This window comes from Cupriavidus sp. 05T41, from assembly GCF_056396525.1.
The window spans coordinates 121,987-140,073 of record NZ_JBFTLQ010000007.1; the positions used below are offsets into that span (position 1 = coordinate 121,987).

Below are 18,087 nucleotides of genomic sequence, written 5' to 3' on the forward strand. Positions count from 1 at the left end.
GAATGCCGTAAAGCTGTCTGACAGCCTTACAGATAACCATGACAATCCTGAACCGCCCCGAATCGCTGGCCTCCCGCATTGCCGATGCCCTGCGCGCCGACATCGCCACCGGCCGCTTCGCCGCCGGCGCCCGCCTGCCGGCCGAGGCCGCGCTGGGCGAGACCTTCGGCGTGAGCCGCCCCATCGTGCGCGAAGCCATCGCGCAGTTGAAGGCGGACGGCGTGCTGGTCACCCGCAAAGGCTCCGGCGCCTATGTCTCGCAGACCCCTGGCGGCCAGGTATGGCGCATGCCCAGCGCGCCACAGGGCGGCCCGACGCTCGTGCAATTGTTCGAACTGCGCATGGTGGTGGAGTGCGCCTGCGCCGAAATGGCTGCCCTGCGCCGCTCGGAGAGCGACCTGCAAGCCATCCGCGCGGCCCTGGCCGCCATGCGCGAGCACGGGCAGGACTTCGCCAGCGCCGCGGCGGCCGACGTAGCCTTCCACCATGCCATCGCCCAGGCCGCGCACAACCCCTGCTTTACCGGCCTGACGGACTTCGTCGGCCAGCATCTGCTGTCGGCGCGGCAAACCGCGTGGGAAAACGCCGCGCGCTTTCGTGGCGGCTCGCTGGGTGCCGACGGAGAACACGCGGCGCTGGTCGAAGCCATCGCCGCCGGCAGCGCCAGCGCCGCACGCCAGGCCGCGCGCCGGCACCTGGCTGCGGCGGCAAAACGCATGGGGCTGGAGCTCGGCCAGTCCTGACGCGACCGCGAGACGACAGAGAATCCGCCGCCAGGCGCGCGATGCACGGCGGCACAAGCAACGACACAAGGGGAGGACGATGGAAAAGGTAGATTGCGTGGTGATCGGCGCGGGCGTGGTGGGCCTGGCGATCGCCAGGGCGCTGGCCATGCAGGGCCGCGAGGTAATCGTGCTGGAAGCCGAGAATGCCTTCGGCACCATCACCAGCGCGCGCAACAGCGAAGTGATCCACGCCGGCATCTACTATCCGGCGGGCTCGCTGAAGGCGGAAATGTGCGTGCGTGGCAAGGCGATGCTTTATGACTATTGCGCCTCGCACCACGTCAGCCACCAGCGCTGCGGCAAGCTGATCGTGGCGACCACGCAGGGCCAGGTCGCCACGCTGGAAGGAATCCGCGCCAAGGCCGCCGCCAACGGCGTGCACGACCTGCAGCTGATCAGCCAGGCCGAGGCGCAGGCGCTGGAGCCCAACCTGCATTGCCACGCCGCCCTGCTCTCGCCCTCCACCGGCATCGTCGACAGCCATGGCCTGATGCTGGCCCTGCTGGGCGACGCCGAGAATGCCGGCGCGATGCTGGCGGTACAGTCGCCGGTGGCGCGCGGCGCGATCACGCCGGACGGCATCCGGCTGGAGGTCGGCGGCGCGGACGGCGCGGCCGACACCACGCTGCTGGCCCGTACTGTCATCAATTGCGCCGGGCTCACGGCACCGGCGCTGGCGCGCAGCATCGAAGGCATGCCGCCCGCGCACATTCCTCCGCAGTACTACGCCAAGGGCTGCTATTTCACGCTGGCCGGGCGCGCGCCGTTCTCGCGGCTGATCTACCCGGTACCGGAAGCCGCCGGCCTGGGCGTGCACCTGACCATCGACCTGGGCGGCCAGGCGCGCTTCGGCCCCAATGTGCGCTGGATCGACGAAATCGAGTACGGCGTGGATCCGTCCGACGCGGACAGCTTCTACGACGAAGTGCGGCGCTACTGGCCCGCGCTGGCCGATGGCGCGCTGCAGCCGGGCTATGCCGGCATCCGCCCCAAGATCAGCGGCCCCGGCGAGCCGGCCGCCGACTTCCGCATCGACGGCCCGGCCACCCATGGCGTGCCGGGGCTGGTCAACCTGTTCGGCATCGAGTCGCCGGGGCTCACCTCATCGCTGGCGCTGGCCGAGCGCGTGGCGAGCCTGCTTTGAGCGCCTAGCTTCCGGCGCCGGCGCTCTCGGCAGCCTCGGCGGCCTCGGCCCGGAAAGTCATCAGCGCGCACAACGCGCCGCCGGCGGCCGCCAGCGCGGCGAGGCCGAAGGTATGGGAGGGCCCCAGCGCCTTCCAGGTCCAGCCCATCGCCAGGCCGCCCAAGGTACCGCCCAGGCCGTAGGAGATCCCGGTGTAGAGCGCCTGGCCGCGCCCCTGCAAGGGACCGCCGAACCAGCGCTGCAGGCGCTTGAGGCTGGCGCTGTGATGCGCGCCGAAGGTGGCCGCGTGCAGCACCTGCACCAGCGCCATCAGCCACGCCAGCCGGGCCAGGTAGCCGGTCAGCCCGAAACGCAGCGCGGCCAGCACGAAGGTGCCGGCGAGGATGGCGCGCAGCGGCAGCGCGGCGAACAGCCGGCCCTGGTAGAAGAAAAACACGATCTCCGCCACCACTCCGATGGTCCACATCACCCCGATGGCGAACTTGCTGTAGCCGAGCTGCTCCAGGTAGAGCGAATAGAACACGTATAGCGCGGCATGGGCGAACATCATCAGGAAGGCCGAGCCGAAGAACCAGCGCACATCGGCACGCCGCAGCAGCGGCAGCGCCGGCGGCGGCTTCACGCGCGGGCCCTCCTCGACGGCGTCGCGCATGCCGAATACCACCACCAGGAACAGCGCCAGCATGGCGCTCGCCAGCCACGGGAAGGCTTCCATGCCGAGCCGCTCGAACAGTGCCCCGCCCAGCAGCACGGCCGCGATAAAGCCGGCCGAACCGAACATGCGGATGCGCCCGTAGCGGTGATCGAAGGCGCCGTAGCGGCGCAGCGTGGAAATGGTGAGCGCGTCGCCCAGCGGCGACATGGCACTGGTGATCAGGTTGAGCCCGATCATCATCGCCATCATGCCGCCATAGCTGGTAATGCCGGGCACCATCAGGAAGGCAAGCAAGGCGGTGACGCCGGCCAGGCGCAGCAGCCGCACCCGGGTATGCATGACATCGGACAGCCAGCCCCAGAAGTACGGTCCGACGATGCGGCTGACCTGGAAGCATGCCATCAGCACGCCGATCTGCACGGGCGTGAAGCCACGCCCGGCGAAGAACAGGCTTACATAGGGCGAGATAACGCCGACATAGCCATAGTAGCCAAGATAGAACAAGCCGAAGCGCGTCTCGGAGACGCGCGCGGCCTGCGCGCTACCGGCCTTCTCCTTGGCCTGCGGCCGGGCCTGCGCCAACTCAGCGCGGCTGGCCGGACTGCGGCGCCTGGGCGGGGATGCGCGGCGTGTCGACCTTGACGTCGCCGCACTGGGCGCGCTGGCGCAGCGCATGGTCGATCAGCACCAGCGCCAGCATGGCTTCGGCGATCGGCGTGGCGCGGATGCCCACGCAGGGATCGTGGCGGCCGAAGGTTTCCACGGTGGCCGGCTGGCCGGTCTTGTCGATCGACTCGCGCGGGGTGCGGATGCTGGAAGTGGGCTTGATCGCCAGCGAGACGGTCACGTCCTGGCCGGTCGAGATGCCGCCCAGCACGCCGCCGGAGTTATTGGTGCGAAAGCCCTCGGCGGTCAGTTCGTCGCCATGCACGCTGCCGCGCTGGCTGACGCTGTCGAAACCGGCGCCGATCTCCACGCCCTTGACGGCATTGATGCCCATCATGGCGTGCGCGATATCGGCGTCGAGGCGGTCGAACAGGGGTTCGCCCAGCCCGACCGGCACGCCGCTGGCCACGACTTCGATGCGCGCGCCGACGGAGTCGCCGTCGCGGCGCAGCGCGTCCATATAGGTTTCCAGCTCCGGCACGATCTCGGCATTGGCCGCGAAGAACGGATTCTGCGGCACCTCGGCCCAGTCCGTGAACGGCACGCGGATCTCGCCAAGTTGCGACATATAGCCCCGGATCTCGGTGCCGTACTGCTCGCGCAGCCACTTCTTGGCCACCGCGCCCGCCGCCACCACCGGCGCGGTCAGGCGTGCCGACGAGCGGCCGCCGCCGCGATGGTCGCGGATGCCGTACTTCTGCCAGTAGGTGTAGTCGGCGTGGCCCGGGCGGAAGGTCTCGACGATATTGCCGTAGTCCTTGCTGCGCTGGTCGGTGTTGCGGATCAGCAGGCAGATCGGCGTGCCGGTGGTCTTGCCTTCGAACACGCCGGACAGGATCTCGACCTGGTCGGCCTCCTGGCGCTGCGTGACGTGACGCGACGTGCCCGGCTTGCGGCGGTCCAGGTCGATCTGGATGTCGGCCTCCGTCAGGGCCATGCCCGGCGGGCAGCCGTCCACGACCGCGCCGATGGCCGGGCCGTGCGATTCGCCGAACGTGGTGACTGTGAAGAGCAGGCCGAGGGTATTGCCGGACATGATGGAGATCCGCGACAGCGCGTGAAAATTGGAGGACGGGCTACATTGTAAGGCCTTTGCCGCCCATCCGGCCCCGCCCCTGCCTGGCGCCTCCGATTCCGCTATGCGGACGCGGCTTCCGGGTAGTAGCGCCCGCGCATCCGTGCCACGTAGGCCACCAGGTTGGGATGCGACTCCGCCGCCGCGCGGATCGGCGTGTCGAATACCGGGCACAAGGCGCCGGCGATGAAGGCAAAGACGGTGGCATCCGCGCCGCAGGGCCGCTCGCCCAGCAGGAAGGGCTTGTCGCCCAGCAGGTCGGACACGGCGGCCACGTCGCGCGCGGCAATGGCCGCCAGGTCGGCCGCGCTATGGCGGCCCAGGCCCTGTGCCCACAGGATGCGGCGAATACGGGCCCGCACGAAGCGCATCGCCAGCCCGCGCAGGGGCCAGGGCACCGCGCGGAAGAACATGGCCGGACCCTTGGCGAAATTGCCGTCGTGGTTCCAGCGCGCATCGGCAACCGCCCAGTAGAAGTTGTCTTCGAGCATCTTTTCCACGGCCCAGGCCGTGCCGCGGTCGGCCGGCGAGAGGCCATCGTCGAAGTCGACGTGGTAGGTCTTTTCGAGATGCCAGCGGATCAGCGTGGAATCCGCCACCACCCTGCCCTCGTCGTCGAGAAAGGGCAGCTTGCCCTTGGGCGCGCGCCGCAGGCCGCCCTGGGCGGTGCGGTAGGGCAGCCCGGCCAGCTTGAGCAGCATCTCGGCCTTGGTGACAAAGGGACTGGCGTCGGGCAGGCCGAACGCCGGCCCGAAGGTATAGAGCGTAATCACGATTGGTGATTCCTTTCGGCGGATTGAGCGGGAGGCTGGCGACGGCCTAGCGCCACTCGCCGCGCAGGCCCTGCACCACCTGCTGCAGGCTTTCCGGCGTGGCCTGCTCCGGCGCGATCGGGTCGCCCACCACCAGTTCGAGCCGGTTGAGGATGCCGCGCCGGAACGGCCTGGACATGGCCGCACCGCCCTTGCGCGAGAAAAAGCTGCCCCACAGCCCGCGCAGCGCCATCGGCACCACCGGCACCGGGGTACGGCGGATGATCTGCTGCACGCCCTGCTTGAAGGGATTGATCTCGCCGTCGGCGGTGATCTTGCCTTCAGGGAAGATGCAGACCAGGTCGCCCTCGCCCAACGCGCGCGCCACCTCGTCGTAGGCGCGCTCGAGCATCTGCGGATCTTCGTGCGCGGGCGCGATCGGGATCGCCTTGGCCTGGCGGAAGAACCACGACAGCAGCGGCACCTTGAAGATGCGGTAGTCCATGACGAAGCGCACCGGACGCGGACTGCCAGCCATCAGCACCACCGCATCGGCAAAGCTGACATGGTTGCAGACCAGCACCGCGGGCCCTTCGGCCGGGATGCGCTCGGCGTTGACCTGCTGCAGGCGGTACACCGTGTGCACGAGTATCCAGGCGACGAAGCGCAGCAGGAATTCCGGCACCAGGCTGTAGATGTAGATGGCGACCACCGCGTTGAGCAGCCCCACCACCAGGAACAGCTGCGGGATGCTGTAGCCAGCCTGGGTCATGACCACCGCCAGCAGCGACGAGGCAATCATGAAAAAGCTGTTGAGGATGTTGTTGGCCGCGATGATGCGGGCGCGGTGCGTGGGCGCGCAACGGCTCTGGATCAGCGCGTACAGCGGCACGCTGTAGAAGCCGCCGAACATTGCCAGCAGGAACAGGTCGACCAGCACGCGCCAGTGGCCCGGATCGGCGACGAAGCCGGCCAGCCCGGAAAGCTCGGCATGGTGCTCGCCGCGGCTGCCGAAGAACAGGTCCAGCGCGAACACCGTCATGCCGATCGAGCCGAACGGCACCAGCCCGATCTCCACGTGACGCCCGGACAGGCGCTCGCACAGCAGCGAGCCGGTGCCGATGCCCAGCGAAAACACCGCCAGCAGCAGCGTCACCACGTTCTGGTCGCCGCCCAGCACGTCCTTGGCAAAGCTGAAGAACGAGGTCAGGAAGGTCGCGCCCAGGAACCACAGCCAGGAGATGCCCAGCAGGCTCAGGAACACCGTGCGGTCGGTGCGCGCCAGCCCGAGGTTGCGCCAGGTCTCGGTAAAGGGGTTCCAGTTGATGCGCAGGTCCGGCTGCGGCGCCGGCGAATCCGGCACGCGCGCGGACACCATGCGCCCGGCCAGGGCCAGCAGCACGCAGGCAGCGCCCACGTAGATCGGCCCCACCACCTTGCCGTCATGCGCGAGGCCGGCCAGCTCGCCGCCCAGCAGGGTGCCGAGCAGGATGGCGACGAAGGTGCCCATTTCCACCAGTCCGTTGCCGCCCACCAGCTCCGTTTCGTCCAGGTGCTGCGGCAGGTAGGCGAACTTGACCGGACCGAACACCGTCGAATGCAGGCCCATCAGGAAGGTGCCGAGGTAGAGCAGCGGCGCGCTGTGCCAGGCGAAGCCGGCCAGCCCCAGCGCCATGATGCCGATCTCCAGCGTCTTCACCAGCCGGATCAGCCTGGACTTCTCGATCTTGTCGGCGATCTGCCCGCTGGTGGCGGAGAACAGCACGAAGGGCGCGATGAAGATGGCGGAGATCAGGAACGCCGCGCTCTTGGCGTCGACGCCCTCGAACAGGGCCGTGTGGTAGGTGACGAGGGAAGTGAAGGCAACCTTGAACAGGTTGTCGTTCATGGCCCCGAGGAACTGGGTCCAGAAGAACGGGGCGAAACGGCGCGAGCGGAGCAGTCGAAATTGGTTTTGTTGGCTCATGTAGACAGGAAAAAGGTGACCCCGGCGAACCGGAAGCCCGGGTAAGGCCCCCGCGACACTGCTGGCAATGCCCTGCCGCCGCGGGCATGCCCGCGGCGCTTGCTTGCGCTTGTTTCGCCGCGGCGCCGCCCGTCCGGCGCCCCGCGGTACTGCGGCCGCGCACCAGCCCCCGATCTCAATCCGTCTTTTCTTCCGGCCAGTCGCGGATATAGGCCTTGAGCATGCGGTTCTCGAAACTCTGCTCCTCGACCACGGCCTTGGCCACGTCGTAGAAGGAAATCACGCCCATCAGGGTGCGGTTGTCCAGCACCGGCAGGTAGCGGGTGTGGCGCTCCAGCATCATGCGGCGCACTTCGTTGACGTCGGTCTCCATGGTGCAGGTGAGCGGCGCGTCGTCCATCACCTTGCGCAGGCTGAAGGTACCCACCGAACCGTTGTTGGCGGCCAGCGTATTGATGATTTCGCGGAAGGTCAGCATGCCGACCAGCTCGCCGTACTCCATCACCACCAGCGAGCCGATGTCGTGCTCGGCCATGGTCTTGACCGCCAGCAGCAGTGAGGTGTCAGGCGTCACGGTAAAGAGCGTATTGCCCTTGATCTGCAGGATGTCGCTGACTTTCATGGTGGTCTCCGCTTGCTGAATCTACTGTATGTATATGCTGGTGTACTGCCGCTATCGTGCCGGTTCGCTGCCGGTTCGCTGCCGGCCGCGACCCGCACGGGCGCGGCACGGACGTGGAGCGGCACCGCCGGATGGGCCGATGCTAGCCGAAACCGGCCGCCCAAGTAAAGCGCGCGGGCCTCGAAACCCGCCCCGGCGCTTCGTTTGCCGCGCCCCGGGGCGCGGCAGCGGATGCTACGATGCGCACCGGAGACAACTCTTGCCCTGGAAGCCATGTCCGGTACCCGTTTCGACACCCTGGCGCTGCACGCCGGCGCCGCCCCCGACCCCGCCACCGGCGCGCGGGCCACGCCCATCCACCTGACCACGTCCTTCGTCTTCCGCGACAGCGAGCATGCCGCCTCGCTGTTCAATATGGAACGCGCCGGCCATGTCTACTCGCGCATCTCGAACCCCACCGTGGCGGTGTTCGAGGAGCGCGTCGCGGCGCTGGAGAACGGTGCCGGCGCGATCGGCGTGGCCTCGGGCCAGGCCGCGCTGCACCTGGCGGTGGCCACCCTGATGGGGGCCGGCTCGCACGTGGTGGCGTCCAGCGCGCTGTACGGCGGCTCGCACAACCTGCTGCACTACACGCTGCGCCGCTTCGGCATCGAGACCACCTTCGTGCAGGCGCGCGACATCGACGCCTGGCGCGCGGCCATCCGGCCCGAGACCAAGCTGCTGTTCGGCGAGACGCTGGGCAATCCCGGCCTCGACGTGCTCGACATCCCGACCCTGGCCGAGCTCGGCCGGGACAACGGCATCCCGCTGCTGGTCGATTCCACCTTCACCACGCCCTACCTGCTCAAGCCATTCGACCACGGCGCCGGCCTGCTCTATCACTCGGCCACGAAGTTCCTGGGCGGCCACGGCACCACCATCGGCGGCGTGCTGGCCGAAGGCGGCACCTTCGACTTCGAGGCGTCCGGGCGCTTCCCCGAGCTGTCCGAGCCCTATGCCGGCTTCCACAACATGGTGTTTACCGAGGAAAGCACGGTGGCGCCCTTCCTGCTGCGCGCCCGCCGCGAAGGCCTGCGCGATTTCGGCGCCTGCCTCAACCCGATGGCCGCCTGGCAGTTGCTGCAGGGCATCGAGACCCTGCCGCTGCGCATGGCCCGCCACGTGGAAAACGCCCGGCGCGTGGTGCAGTTCCTGGTCTCGCACCCGATGGTCGAGTCAGTGGCCTACCCCGAACTCGAGTCCCACCCCGACTACGAACTCGCCAAGCGCCTGCTGCCGCGTGGCGCGGGCGCCGTGTTCAGCTTCAACCTCAAGGGCAACCGCGCCGCGGGCCAGCGCTTCATCGAAAGCCTCGCGCTGTTCTCGCACCTGGCCAATGTGGGCGACGCCCGCTCGCTGGTGATCCATCCCGCCTCGACCACGCACTTCCGCATGGACGCCGCGGCGCTGCAGGCCGCGGGCATCGGCGAAGGCACCATCCGCCTGTCGGTCGGCCTGGAAGACCCGGACGACCTGATCGACGATCTCAAGCGCGGCCTCAAGGCCGCCGAGCGCGCCATGAGCGGCAAGGGAGGGCAAGCCTGATGGAACTGACGATCGCGGGCCGCAAGGCCTACGCCTATACCGGCGGCAAACCCTTCAACCCGGCCCTGCCGTGCGCCGTGTTCGTGCACGGCGCGCAGAACGACCACAGCGTGTGGGCCCTGCAGACGCGCTGGTTCGCCCACCACGGCTTCGGCGTGCTGGCGGTAGACCTGCCTGGCCACAACCGCAGCGAAGGCGAGCCGCTCAAGACCATCGAGGCCATGGCTGACTGGGTGGCGGAGCTGGTGCGCGCCGCCGGCGTAACCGCGCCGGCCCTGGTGTTCGGCCACAGCATGGGATCGCTGATCGCGCTCGAAACCGCGGCGCGCCACCCGGATGCGGTGCGCGGCATCGCCCTGCTCGCCACGGCTTTTCCGATGAAGGTGTCCGACGCGCTGCTCGAAGCGTCGCTCAAGCAGGTGGACCAGGCCATCGCCATGGTCAACGACTGGTCGCACTCCAGCCTCGCCAACAAGCCGTCATCGCCAGGGCCGGGCTCGTGGATGCAGGGCGGCAGCCAGCGCCTGATGGAGCGCGTGGCGCAGCGCAACCCGCAGGGCCATGTCTTCCACAATGACTTCTCGGCCTGCAACGCCTACGCCAACGGCGATGCCGCGGCCACCGCGGTGCGTTGCCCGGCGCTGTTCGTCAGCGGCAGCAAGGACATGATGACCTCGCCCAAGGCTGCGCAGGCGCTGGCGGCAAGGATGGCGTCGGCGAGCACCGTCACGGTGCCGTGCGGGCACGCGCTGATGGGCGAGCGGCCCGACGAGGTGCTGGACGCGCTGGCTGCGTTCGCGCGCAAGGTCGTGGCGGCGGCCTGAGCGGGCCGCGGCCTGGGCGCGGGGACCGGGAAGATCCTCTCTGGACACTTCCCGCGCCCCGGCTAGACTGGAAGCACCCGAGAATCCCAGCAAGGAGCCTGATATGTCCCAGGCGCATGCCCGCGAGTTCGAGAACTTCGCCGCCTTCTACCCGTTCTACCTGAACGAGCATCGCAACCTCACTTGCCGCCGGCTGCATTTCGCGGGGTCGACGGTGGCGCTGCTGTGCCTGCTGGCGCTGGTGCTCAGCGGCAACTGGTGGTGGCTGGCCGCGGCGGCGGTCTCCGGCTACGCCTTTGCCTGGGTCGGCCACTTCGTCTTCGAGAAGAACCGCCCCGCCACGTTCCGCCATCCGCTCTACAGCCTCATGGGGGACTGGGTGATGTACGCCGACATCTGGCGCGGCAGGATCCCGCTCTAGCCGACGCCAGCCATCGGCGCAGGCCATCGGCGCAGGCCATCAGATCTGGCCGTGCCAGCCCGGCGGCACCACCTCCAGCGTGCGGCGCGCGCCCGCTGCCGGCGATGAGGCGGACGCATCTTCCCGCGCCTCCCGCGCTTCCTGCACTTCCTGCTGCACTTGCTGAGCTTGCTCCGCCTGCCGGCGCCCGAACACGGCCTCCAGTGGCTGGTCCAGGCGCGGGTTGTCCAGCACCTGCTTGAGCACGTCGGCACCCTCCAGTTGCTGCGCCAGCGCCGTGCGCGGCAGGCGCGGCAGGTTCAGCACCAGCCTGTCGTGCAGCGACCTCAGCGTCACCTGGGCGGGATCGCACAACAGCGCCCAATGGGCCTGCCCGCCATCCTGCGCCAGCTTGCCGACCAGGTGCATCGCCTTGAGCTTGCCCAGCAGGCCAGCCAGATAGTCGGCTTCCACCCTCAGCTTGCGCCCGAGATCCAGTTCCCCGATGCAGCGTGGCACGTCCTCGCGCGCGCGATACAGCAGGTAGAGCACGCCAAGCGCGTCGAAGAACTCGCTGCCGGCAAAGGTGCGGCGCCGCCAGTAGCCCTGGCGGATCACCGGCAGGTTGGCTGCGATGGTGGCGCCCAGCAGCGTGACGAGCCAGCTCAGGTAGATCCACAGCAAGAAGGTGGGGAGTGCCGCAAAAGTGCCATAGACCGCCGTGTAGGTCGGGATATGCATGACGAAATAGCCAAAGCCACGCTTGGCGCATTCGAAGGCCAGGGCGGCGACCAGGCCGGCGGTGATGGCGTCGCGCCATTCCACGCTGGCATTGGGCACGGCAATGTACAGGAGGGCGAAGGCGAGCGCGGACAGCACCACCGGCGTCAGGCTCACCATCAGGCCGAGCCCCAGCGGCATGGTGCCCACGTAGCCGGCCGAGACAGAAATCAGGTAGGAACTGATCGACAGGCTCGCGCCGATCAGCACCGGCCCCAGCGTCAGCACCGCCCAGAACACCAGCACCCGCTGCGCCAGCGGGCGCCGCTGCTTGACGCGCCAGATCGCGTTGAGCGCGTCTTCGACCGTCAGCATGGTCAGCACCGAGGTCACCATCAGGCCGCCCAGGCCGACCGCGGTCAGGCCCTTGGCGTTCTTGGCAAACTGGCCCAGATAGCTGGTGATGGAATTGCTGACGTTGCCGGGAATCAGGTTCTGGAACAGGAAGGTCTCGATGGCGCTGCGGAACTCGCGGAACACCGGGAACGCCGCCAGCAGCGCAAATGCCACCGTCAGCACCGGCACCACCGCCAGCACGGTGGTGAAGGTGAGGCTGGCCGATACCTGCGGCAGCCGGTCCTCGCCCGCGCGACGCAGCGCGTAGCGGGTGAGCGCGCGCAGTTTCTGCAGATTCCATTCCCTGCGCAGGCGAACGATGCGGGCGGCGAACATGCGGGGACTAACTCCTTACCTGATTCAGTGAAAGCGCGCCGGCACACTGCGGCGGCAGCCCTGGCGGCACCCCTGGACGGGCCACGCCGGGGCCACAACTATAATACGCGCATTGCCCTGCGCGCCGCGCCGGGCACCAACCCGGCACCAGAGCCGCCGCCGCCCGGCGCGGCACGCCGCAGCCTCGTCAATGACCGAAATCCTCGTCCTCTACTACAGCCGCCACGGCAGCACCCGCAAGCTGGCCGAACTGATCGCCAACGGCATCGACAGCGTACCCGGGGCCCATGCCCGGCTGCGCACGGTACCGCCGGTTTCCACCGTCAGCGAGGCTACCGCCCCCGACATTCCCGGCGAAGGCCCGCCCTATGCCGAACTGCGCGACCTGGAAGAGTGCCAGGGCCTGGCGCTGGGCAGCCCCACCCGCTTCGGCAACATGGCCGCGCCGATGAAGTACTTCCTCGACGGCACCGTGGCGCAATGGCTGTCGGGCGCGCTCAGCGGCAAGCCCGCCTGCGTGTTCACCGCCACCGGCAGCCTGCACGGCGGCCAGGAAACCACCCTGCTGTCGATGATGCTCCCCCTGCTGCATCACGGCATGCTGCTGATGGGCCTGCCCTATTCGGAGAGCGCGCTGATGACCACCACCAGCGGCGGCACGCCTTATGGCCCGAGCCACCATGCACGCGTGGACAACAGCGCACCGGTCTCCGAGGACGAAGCCGTGCTGGCGCGCGCCATGGGCCGCCGCCTGGCCGAGACTGCCGTGCGGCTGGCCGCCGGGAGCCGCGCATGAGCGCCGCCGAGACGGCCGGCGCCGGGGGCGCCGACGGCGCGCTGCACAGCGCCGCGCTGTTCCGCCTGAGCGCCGGCAGCCTGATCGCGCTGATCCTGTTGTGCATCGGCTGGGAATGGTTTCTTGCCCCGCTGCGCCCAGGCGGCTCGTGGCTGATCCTGAAATTCCTGCCGCTGCTGCTGCCGCTGCGTGGCGTACTCGCCCGCAACCGCTACACCATGCAGTGGTCGTCGATGCTGATCCTGCTGTTCTTTACCGAAGGCATCGTGCGCGCCACCAGCGACCGCTCGCCCTCCTCCACGCTCGCGTGGATCGAGGTGGCGCTGTCGCTGCTGTTCTTCTTCGCCACCATCCTTTACCTGCGCCCGTACAAGCGCCGCGCCAAGGCGCTGCAGCCGGGCAAGCCGCGCAAACAGGCTCGCAAGTAGCCGCACCGGACCCACCGCCATGAACGCCACGCAGCTCGAATCCTTCCTTGCGCTCTGCCGCGCCGCGCTGGGCAGCCAGCATGTGCTGACCGAAGACGCCGACAAGGCTCCCTACCTGACCGACTGGCGCAAGCGCTATACCGGCGAAGCAGTCGCGGTGCTGCGCCCCGGCAACACCGAAGAGGTGGCCGCCGCCGTGCACGCCTGCCACGCGCACAAGCTCGCCATGGTGCCGCAGGGCGGCAATACCGGGTTGTGCGGCGGCGCCACGCCGGCGGCGGGCACGGAATCGGTGGTGATCTCGCTGCAGCGGCTGAACCGCGTGCGCCAGCTCGACCCGCTCAACAACACGGTCACCGTGGAAGCCGGCGTGATCCTGCAGCAGCTGCAGGATGCCGCGCGCGAGCACGGCCGCCTGTTCCCGCTCAGCCTGGCGGCCGAAGGCAGCTGCACCATCGGCGGCAACCTCGGCACCAACGCGGGCGGCACCGGGGTGCTGCGCTATGGCAATACGCGCGAGCTATGCCTGGGGCTGGAAGTGGTGACGCCCGCCGGCGAGATCTGGGACGGCCTGCGCGGCCTGCGCAAGGACAATACCGGCTATGACCTGCGCGACCTCTTCATCGGCGCCGAAGGCACGCTAGGCATCATCACCGCCGCCGTGATGAAGCTCTATCCGCTGCCGCGTGCGCGCGTGACCGCGCTGGCCGCGGTGGCCAGCCCGCGCGCCGCGCTGGCCCTGCTGGCCATCGCCCAGCAGCGCGGCGGCGCCTTGCTGACCGGCTTCGAGCTGATGTCGCAGACATGCCTGTCGCTCGTCACCACGCACTTCCCGCAACTGCGCTACCCGTTCGACCGGCCGCACCCGCAGGTCGTATTGCTGGAGCTGTCCGACAGCGAAAGCGAGGACCACGCGCGCGCCATCTTCGAGGCGATGATGGAGACCGCTTTCGAAGCCGGCGTGGCCGCGGATGCGGTGGTCGCCGAATCCGTGCAGCAGTCGCGCGACTTCTGGAACCTGCGCGAGCACATTCCGCTGGCGCAGGTGGAGGAAGGCAAGAACATCAAGCACGATATCGCCGTGCCGATCTCGCGCGTCGCCGATTTCATCGACACCACCGACGCGCTCATCCAGCAGGCCTTTCCGGGCGCGCGCATGGTCACCTTCGGCCATCTCGGCGACGGCAACCTGCACTACAACGTGTCGCCACCGGTGGGCGAAAACCACGACGCCTTCCTCGACAACAGCAAGGCCATCAACGCGATCGTGCACGACAGCGTGCACGCCCACCGCGGTTCGATCTCCGCCGAGCATGGCCTGGGCCAGCTCAAGCGCGAGGAAAACCGCCGCTACAAGAGCGAGGTGGAACTGGCCATGATGCGGGCCATCAAGCAAGCGCTGGACCCGCAAGGCCTGATGAATCCCGGCAAGGTCATCTAAGCCGCACCGCGGACAGGGCGCGCTTCAGGCGTCGCCCTGCTCCGCGATATGCTGGTCCTTCAGTTTCACGTAGTTGGCCGCCGTGTAGCTGAAGAAGGCGCGCTCCTTCCCGGTGAGCTGCCGCGCCTGCCGCGCCGGGCTGCCGACGTAGAGATGGCCGCCTTTGAGCACCTTGCCCGGCGGCACCAGGGTGCCGGCGCCGAGAATCACCTCGTCCTCGATCACCGCGCCGTCCATCACGATGGCGCCCATGCCGATCAGGATGCGGCTGCCGACCGTGCAGCCATGCAGCAGCGCCTTGTGGCCGATGGTGACATCGTCGCCGATCGTGAGCGGGAAACCATCCGGATTGAACGGCCCCGCATGCGTGATATGCAGTACGCTGCCATCCTGCACGCTGGTGCGCGCGCCGATGCGGATGCGGTGCATGTCGCCGCGGATGGTCACCAGCGGCCAGACGGAACTGTCGGCGCCGATCTCGATGTCGCCGATCAGCACGGCACTGGCATCGACGAACACGCGGTCGCCGAGTTGGGGGGCTTTGCCCTGGAAGCTGCGGATGGTCACGATGAAATCCTGGAATACGGGAATACGGGAATGCCGGAAAACTGAACTGCCTTCTCTGCTGTACCGCCGATAATTGGATGAGCGCGGCGGCCCAGGCACCGGAACACGGCCCGGCGCCGGGGCGAGACTCTCATGAATTGCATTCCGGCTGCAAGTCCCCAGGCCTGCGCCACAGCCAGCCACTGGCGCAATTGCGCCTGGAACTGCGCCAGCGCCTGTTGGACGGGGCAATGTGCGCCAGCGTGACCTCGCCTTGCTCGCGGGCCGCCCGTACTGCCCGGCAGTGCGTCACCAGCTCCGTCGCGCCAATGTCCACCGTGCCGGCCAGGCCATGCGCCAGCCCGCTTGCGAACCGAAGGAATCGACGGCTTCTCGATTGCCGCCGTCGCAGCAGGATCGGGCTTGCCGGTAGCCAATATCTACCGCCGCTTTCGCGCCAAGGAAGACATCCTGGCGGCCATCAAGCAGGAAGTAACCGACCGGATCGAGCGGGCCGTCATCGAAAGACTGCAAAACGAACAGTTCACCGATATCCGAGGCCTGGTGCTCGCGCTTGTCGATGCATTGGTGAAAGGGTTTTGCCGTGATGAACCGTTGCATAAGGTCTTGTCCGATCCTCGCGTGAAATCCGCGGCATTGAGCCAGATAGGCACTCTCGGTCGACGGCATATCTACCTTCAATATCGCGCCTCCCTTGGCTCAATTCTTCCGCCGCTGACGGCAGCCCGTGCCAACTTGATCGCGGCCTTTTCATTTCAGATCATTGCTTCAGCGCTTGTTGGAAAGGTCAGCGAGAATGACGGGGCGTTCGTTTCCATGTCCTGGAAGACTGTCGGTACCGAAGCCGCGACGGCTGCGATCGCCTAGATGAACCTCTTTTTTTCGTGGGTTATCGCATGCGCTCATGCGACGCCTACCGCATCACCGACAAGGGCGTGCGGGCCATTTCTGGCTGGATTTTTTATTCGTAAAATCAGCACGTTAGAAGACAACCGGGTCAACCTTGGCTCAATTCCCCCAAAAAATATGAGTCATCAAGCCAATCCTGGCTCAATCCTCCCCGAAAACCGCGGATGGCGGAGCCTGCGGGAACCCTGGGCCGCTCGGCCAATTCCGAAATTACTACATAACTCGTTGTTTCTTAAAGTGTCTTTAAGCCACTAAGGAGATTGGCATGGCGTTTGCGATAGACCCTCTGTCATCAGCGATGGCATCCCGGCCCATCAGGCCATTTTCACGACAACGGAGTCTGTCATGCCTACACCCGCCTATATCAGCATCCAGGGCAAGACCCAGGGCAACATCACCCAGGGCGCCTTCACCGCCGACTCGGTCGGCAACGTCTACGTCGAAGGCCACGAGGACCAGATCCTGGTCCAGGAAATCGAACACCGCATCGCCACCCCGACCGATCCGCAGAGCGGCCAGCCCTCGGGCCAGCGCGTGCACAAGCCCTTCACCTTCACCAGCCCGCTGAACAAGTCCACGCCGCTGCTGTACCAGGCCCTGGCCACCGGCGAGATGCTGCCGACCGTGGAAATCAAGTGGTACCGCACCTCCACCGAAGGCAAGCAGGAGCACTTCTTCACCACCAAGCTCGAAGACGCCACCATCGTCGACATCAACCAGGTGCTGCCGCATGCGCAGGACCCGAGCAAGGCGGAGTACACCCAGTTGGTCAAGGTCGCCATGGCCTACCGCAAGATCACCTGGACGCATGCCATCGCAGGCACCGAAGCCTCCGACGACTGGCGCAAGCCGCAGGAAGCCTGACAGCCCGGGCGAACCCATGCAGCCGGCGGCACGCGCCGGCCGCGTTTTCCTCTGGCCAGTAAACGATCGGTGCTCGCGCCCCGATCGGCAAGGAGCACACCATGGCACGCCAGTCCGACCTGCGCTTCAGCTTCGCCGTCGTCGGCGGGGTGGACTTCGAGGTCATCGAGTTCGATCTCGACGAAGCCCTCTCCGAGACCTTCCGCCTCGACGTGCAGTTGGCCCATGCCGACCCCGACCTCGACTTCGCCACCATCCTCGACCAGCCCGCCCTGCTCACCCTCTGGCGTGGCGACGAACCGGTGCGCCATGTCCATGGGCTGGTCAGCCGCTTCGAGCAAGGCGACACCGGCTTTCGCCGCACGCGCTACCGCGCCGTGGTCGAGCCCGCCCTCGCCCGCCTGCGCCTGTCCTCCGACTGGCGCATCTTCCAGACCCTGTCCGTGCCCGAGATCCTCCAGCACGTGCTCAAGGACCACGGCCTGACCACCCACTACGAGCAGATCGTCACCACCGAGCACCTGCCCCGCGAATACTGCGTGCAGGCCGGCGACACCGACCTGCATTTCCTCGAACGCATTGCCCGCGAGGAAGCCTTCTACTTTGCCTTCCGCCATGACGCCGACGGCCACCGCATGATCCACAGCGACCGCCTGTTCGTGCAGGGCCGCATCGCCGGCGGACCCGTGCGCTACAACCCCACCCCCGGCGGCGACCAGCCCGAGCCCGCCCTGCACCGCTTCACCTACACCGAGAACGTGCGTACGGCACGCCAGACCCAGCGCGATTACACGTTCACCCATCCACAGTACGACCAGGAGCATTCTCGCCTCGGCTCCGACCTAGATCACCAGGCGTCCGCCTACGCGCGTTACGACTATCCCGGTCGCTACAAGCGCGACGAAGCCGGCAAGCCCTTCACCGAAGCGCGCCTGCGCGGCCACCGCCGCGACGCCCGCCTTGCCCGCGTGGAGGGCGACGACCCGCGCCTCGTGCCAGGCCTGTCCTTCGAGCTCACCGGCCACCCCCGCGACGACATGAACCACGGCTGGCGCCCCATACGCATGCGCCACCACGGCGTGCAGCACACCAGCCAGGCCGAAGAGAGCGCCGGCAGCGAACAAGGTACTCGCTACAACTACACCGCCGAACTGGTC

The 18,087-nt window shown here is 67.8% G+C and carries 17 protein-coding genes and 1 pseudogene; 11 read left to right on the forward strand and 7 right to left on the reverse strand.

What is annotated here, in order from left to right:
- The first annotated feature begins 38 nt into the window (after nucleotides 1-38).
- Both AC1DKV_RS06615 and AC1DKV_RS06620 read left to right on the forward strand, forming a co-directional pair.
- The gene (locus AC1DKV_RS06615) at nucleotides 39-743 is read left to right on the forward strand and encodes a FadR/GntR family transcriptional regulator (protein WP_441616460.1); all 705 of its coding nucleotides are present in this window, start codon (nucleotides 39-41) and stop codon (nucleotides 741-743) included.
- Between the two features lie 79 nt (nucleotides 744-822).
- Nucleotides 823-1,929 (forward strand): NAD(P)/FAD-dependent oxidoreductase, encoded by a 1,107-nt coding sequence (locus AC1DKV_RS06620; RefSeq protein ID WP_441616462.1) that lies wholly within the window; start codon nucleotides 823-825, stop codon nucleotides 1,927-1,929.
- Here the strand turns inward: AC1DKV_RS06620 and AC1DKV_RS06625 are convergent.
- The 5 genes and pseudogenes from AC1DKV_RS06625 to AC1DKV_RS06645 form a co-directional block, all read right to left on the reverse strand.
- Nucleotides 1,857-3,088, reverse strand: a pseudogene (locus tag AC1DKV_RS06625) (MFS transporter); the annotation flags it as partial. The gene AC1DKV_RS06620 and the pseudogene AC1DKV_RS06625 sit on opposite strands and share 73 nt — an antisense overlap.
- Before the next feature lie 79 nt (nucleotides 3,089-3,167).
- Entirely contained in the window at nucleotides 3,168-4,286 is a 1,119-nt protein-coding gene (aroC, locus tag AC1DKV_RS06630; protein ID WP_441616464.1) for a chorismate synthase, read from the reverse strand.
- Between the two features lie 101 nt (nucleotides 4,287-4,387).
- A complete protein-coding gene (locus AC1DKV_RS06635; protein ID WP_441616466.1) occupies nucleotides 4,388-5,098 on the reverse strand; it encodes a glutathione S-transferase C-terminal domain-containing protein in 711 nt (236 codons plus the stop codon).
- Between the two features lie 46 nt (nucleotides 5,099-5,144).
- The gene (locus tag AC1DKV_RS06640; RefSeq protein ID WP_441616468.1) at nucleotides 5,145-7,043 is read right to left on the reverse strand and encodes an MFS transporter; all 1,899 of its coding nucleotides are present in this window, start codon (nucleotides 7,041-7,043) and stop codon (nucleotides 5,145-5,147) included.
- 175 nt (nucleotides 7,044-7,218) lie between these two features.
- Nucleotides 7,219-7,665: a CBS domain-containing protein gene (locus tag AC1DKV_RS06645; protein WP_441616470.1), complete on the reverse strand. Its 447-nt coding sequence runs from the start codon at nucleotides 7,663-7,665 to the stop codon at nucleotides 7,219-7,221.
- A gap of 273 nt (nucleotides 7,666-7,938) precedes the next feature.
- Between AC1DKV_RS06645 and AC1DKV_RS06650 the strand changes: the two genes are divergently transcribed.
- The 3 genes from AC1DKV_RS06650 (at nucleotide 7,939) to AC1DKV_RS06660 (ending at nucleotide 10,494) form a co-directional block, all read left to right on the forward strand.
- On the forward strand, nucleotides 7,939-9,249 hold the full coding sequence (locus tag AC1DKV_RS06650; RefSeq protein ID WP_441616472.1) for an O-acetylhomoserine aminocarboxypropyltransferase: 1,311 nt from the start codon (nucleotides 7,939-7,941) through the stop codon (nucleotides 9,247-9,249).
- A complete protein-coding gene (locus AC1DKV_RS06655) occupies nucleotides 9,249-10,073 on the forward strand; it encodes an alpha/beta fold hydrolase (protein WP_441616474.1) in 825 nt (274 codons plus the stop codon). The genes AC1DKV_RS06650 and AC1DKV_RS06655 overlap by 1 nt, the downstream gene beginning before the upstream one ends.
- A 103-nt stretch (nucleotides 10,074-10,176) precedes the next feature.
- Complete coding sequence (locus AC1DKV_RS06660; RefSeq protein ID WP_441616476.1) at nucleotides 10,177-10,494, forward strand: Mpo1-like protein; 318 nt, start codon at nucleotides 10,177-10,179, stop codon at nucleotides 10,492-10,494.
- Between the two features lie 39 nt (nucleotides 10,495-10,533).
- Here the strand turns inward: AC1DKV_RS06660 and AC1DKV_RS06665 are convergent, their stop codons facing one another.
- Nucleotides 10,534-11,925 (reverse strand): YihY family inner membrane protein, encoded by a 1,392-nt coding sequence (locus AC1DKV_RS06665; RefSeq protein ID WP_441616478.1) that lies wholly within the window; start codon nucleotides 11,923-11,925, stop codon nucleotides 10,534-10,536.
- Nucleotides 11,926-12,115: 190 nt separating this feature from the next.
- Between AC1DKV_RS06665 and wrbA the strand changes: the two genes are divergently transcribed.
- The 3 genes from wrbA to AC1DKV_RS06680 are packed head-to-tail and all read left to right on the forward strand — an operon-like array spanning nucleotide 12,116 to nucleotide 14,590.
- Complete coding sequence (wrbA, locus tag AC1DKV_RS06670) at nucleotides 12,116-12,721, forward strand: NAD(P)H:quinone oxidoreductase (protein ID WP_441616480.1); 606 nt, start codon at nucleotides 12,116-12,118, stop codon at nucleotides 12,719-12,721.
- Nucleotides 12,718-13,149: a DUF2069 domain-containing protein gene (locus tag AC1DKV_RS06675; protein WP_441616482.1), complete on the forward strand. Its 432-nt coding sequence runs from the start codon at nucleotides 12,718-12,720 to the stop codon at nucleotides 13,147-13,149. The genes wrbA and AC1DKV_RS06675 overlap by 4 nt, the downstream gene beginning before the upstream one ends.
- A gap of 19 nt (nucleotides 13,150-13,168) precedes the next feature.
- Nucleotides 13,169-14,590, forward strand: coding sequence for an FAD-binding oxidoreductase (locus AC1DKV_RS06680; RefSeq protein ID WP_441616484.1), 1,422 nt, complete (start codon nucleotides 13,169-13,171; stop codon nucleotides 14,588-14,590).
- A gap of 24 nt (nucleotides 14,591-14,614) precedes the next feature.
- On the opposite strand, the gene AC1DKV_RS06685 is transcribed toward AC1DKV_RS06680, so the two are convergent.
- Entirely contained in the window at nucleotides 14,615-15,157 is a 543-nt protein-coding gene (locus AC1DKV_RS06685) for a gamma carbonic anhydrase family protein (protein WP_441616486.1), read from the reverse strand.
- A 345-nt stretch (nucleotides 15,158-15,502) separates the two neighbouring features.
- Between AC1DKV_RS06685 and AC1DKV_RS06690 the strand changes: the two genes are divergently transcribed.
- The 3 genes from AC1DKV_RS06690 to tssI all read left to right on the forward strand — a co-directional run.
- The gene (locus tag AC1DKV_RS06690; RefSeq protein ID WP_441616488.1) at nucleotides 15,503-16,024 is read left to right on the forward strand and encodes a TetR/AcrR family transcriptional regulator; all 522 of its coding nucleotides are present in this window, start codon (nucleotides 15,503-15,505) and stop codon (nucleotides 16,022-16,024) included.
- Nucleotides 16,025-16,411: 387 nt separating this feature from the next.
- Nucleotides 16,412-16,930, forward strand: coding sequence for an Hcp family type VI secretion system effector (locus AC1DKV_RS06695; RefSeq protein WP_441616490.1), 519 nt, complete (start codon nucleotides 16,412-16,414; stop codon nucleotides 16,928-16,930).
- A gap of 101 nt (nucleotides 16,931-17,031) precedes the next feature.
- The coding region (gene tssI / locus AC1DKV_RS06700; RefSeq protein WP_477137511.1) for a type VI secretion system tip protein TssI/VgrG at nucleotides 17,032-18,087 on the forward strand (1,056 nt) is incomplete at its 3' end.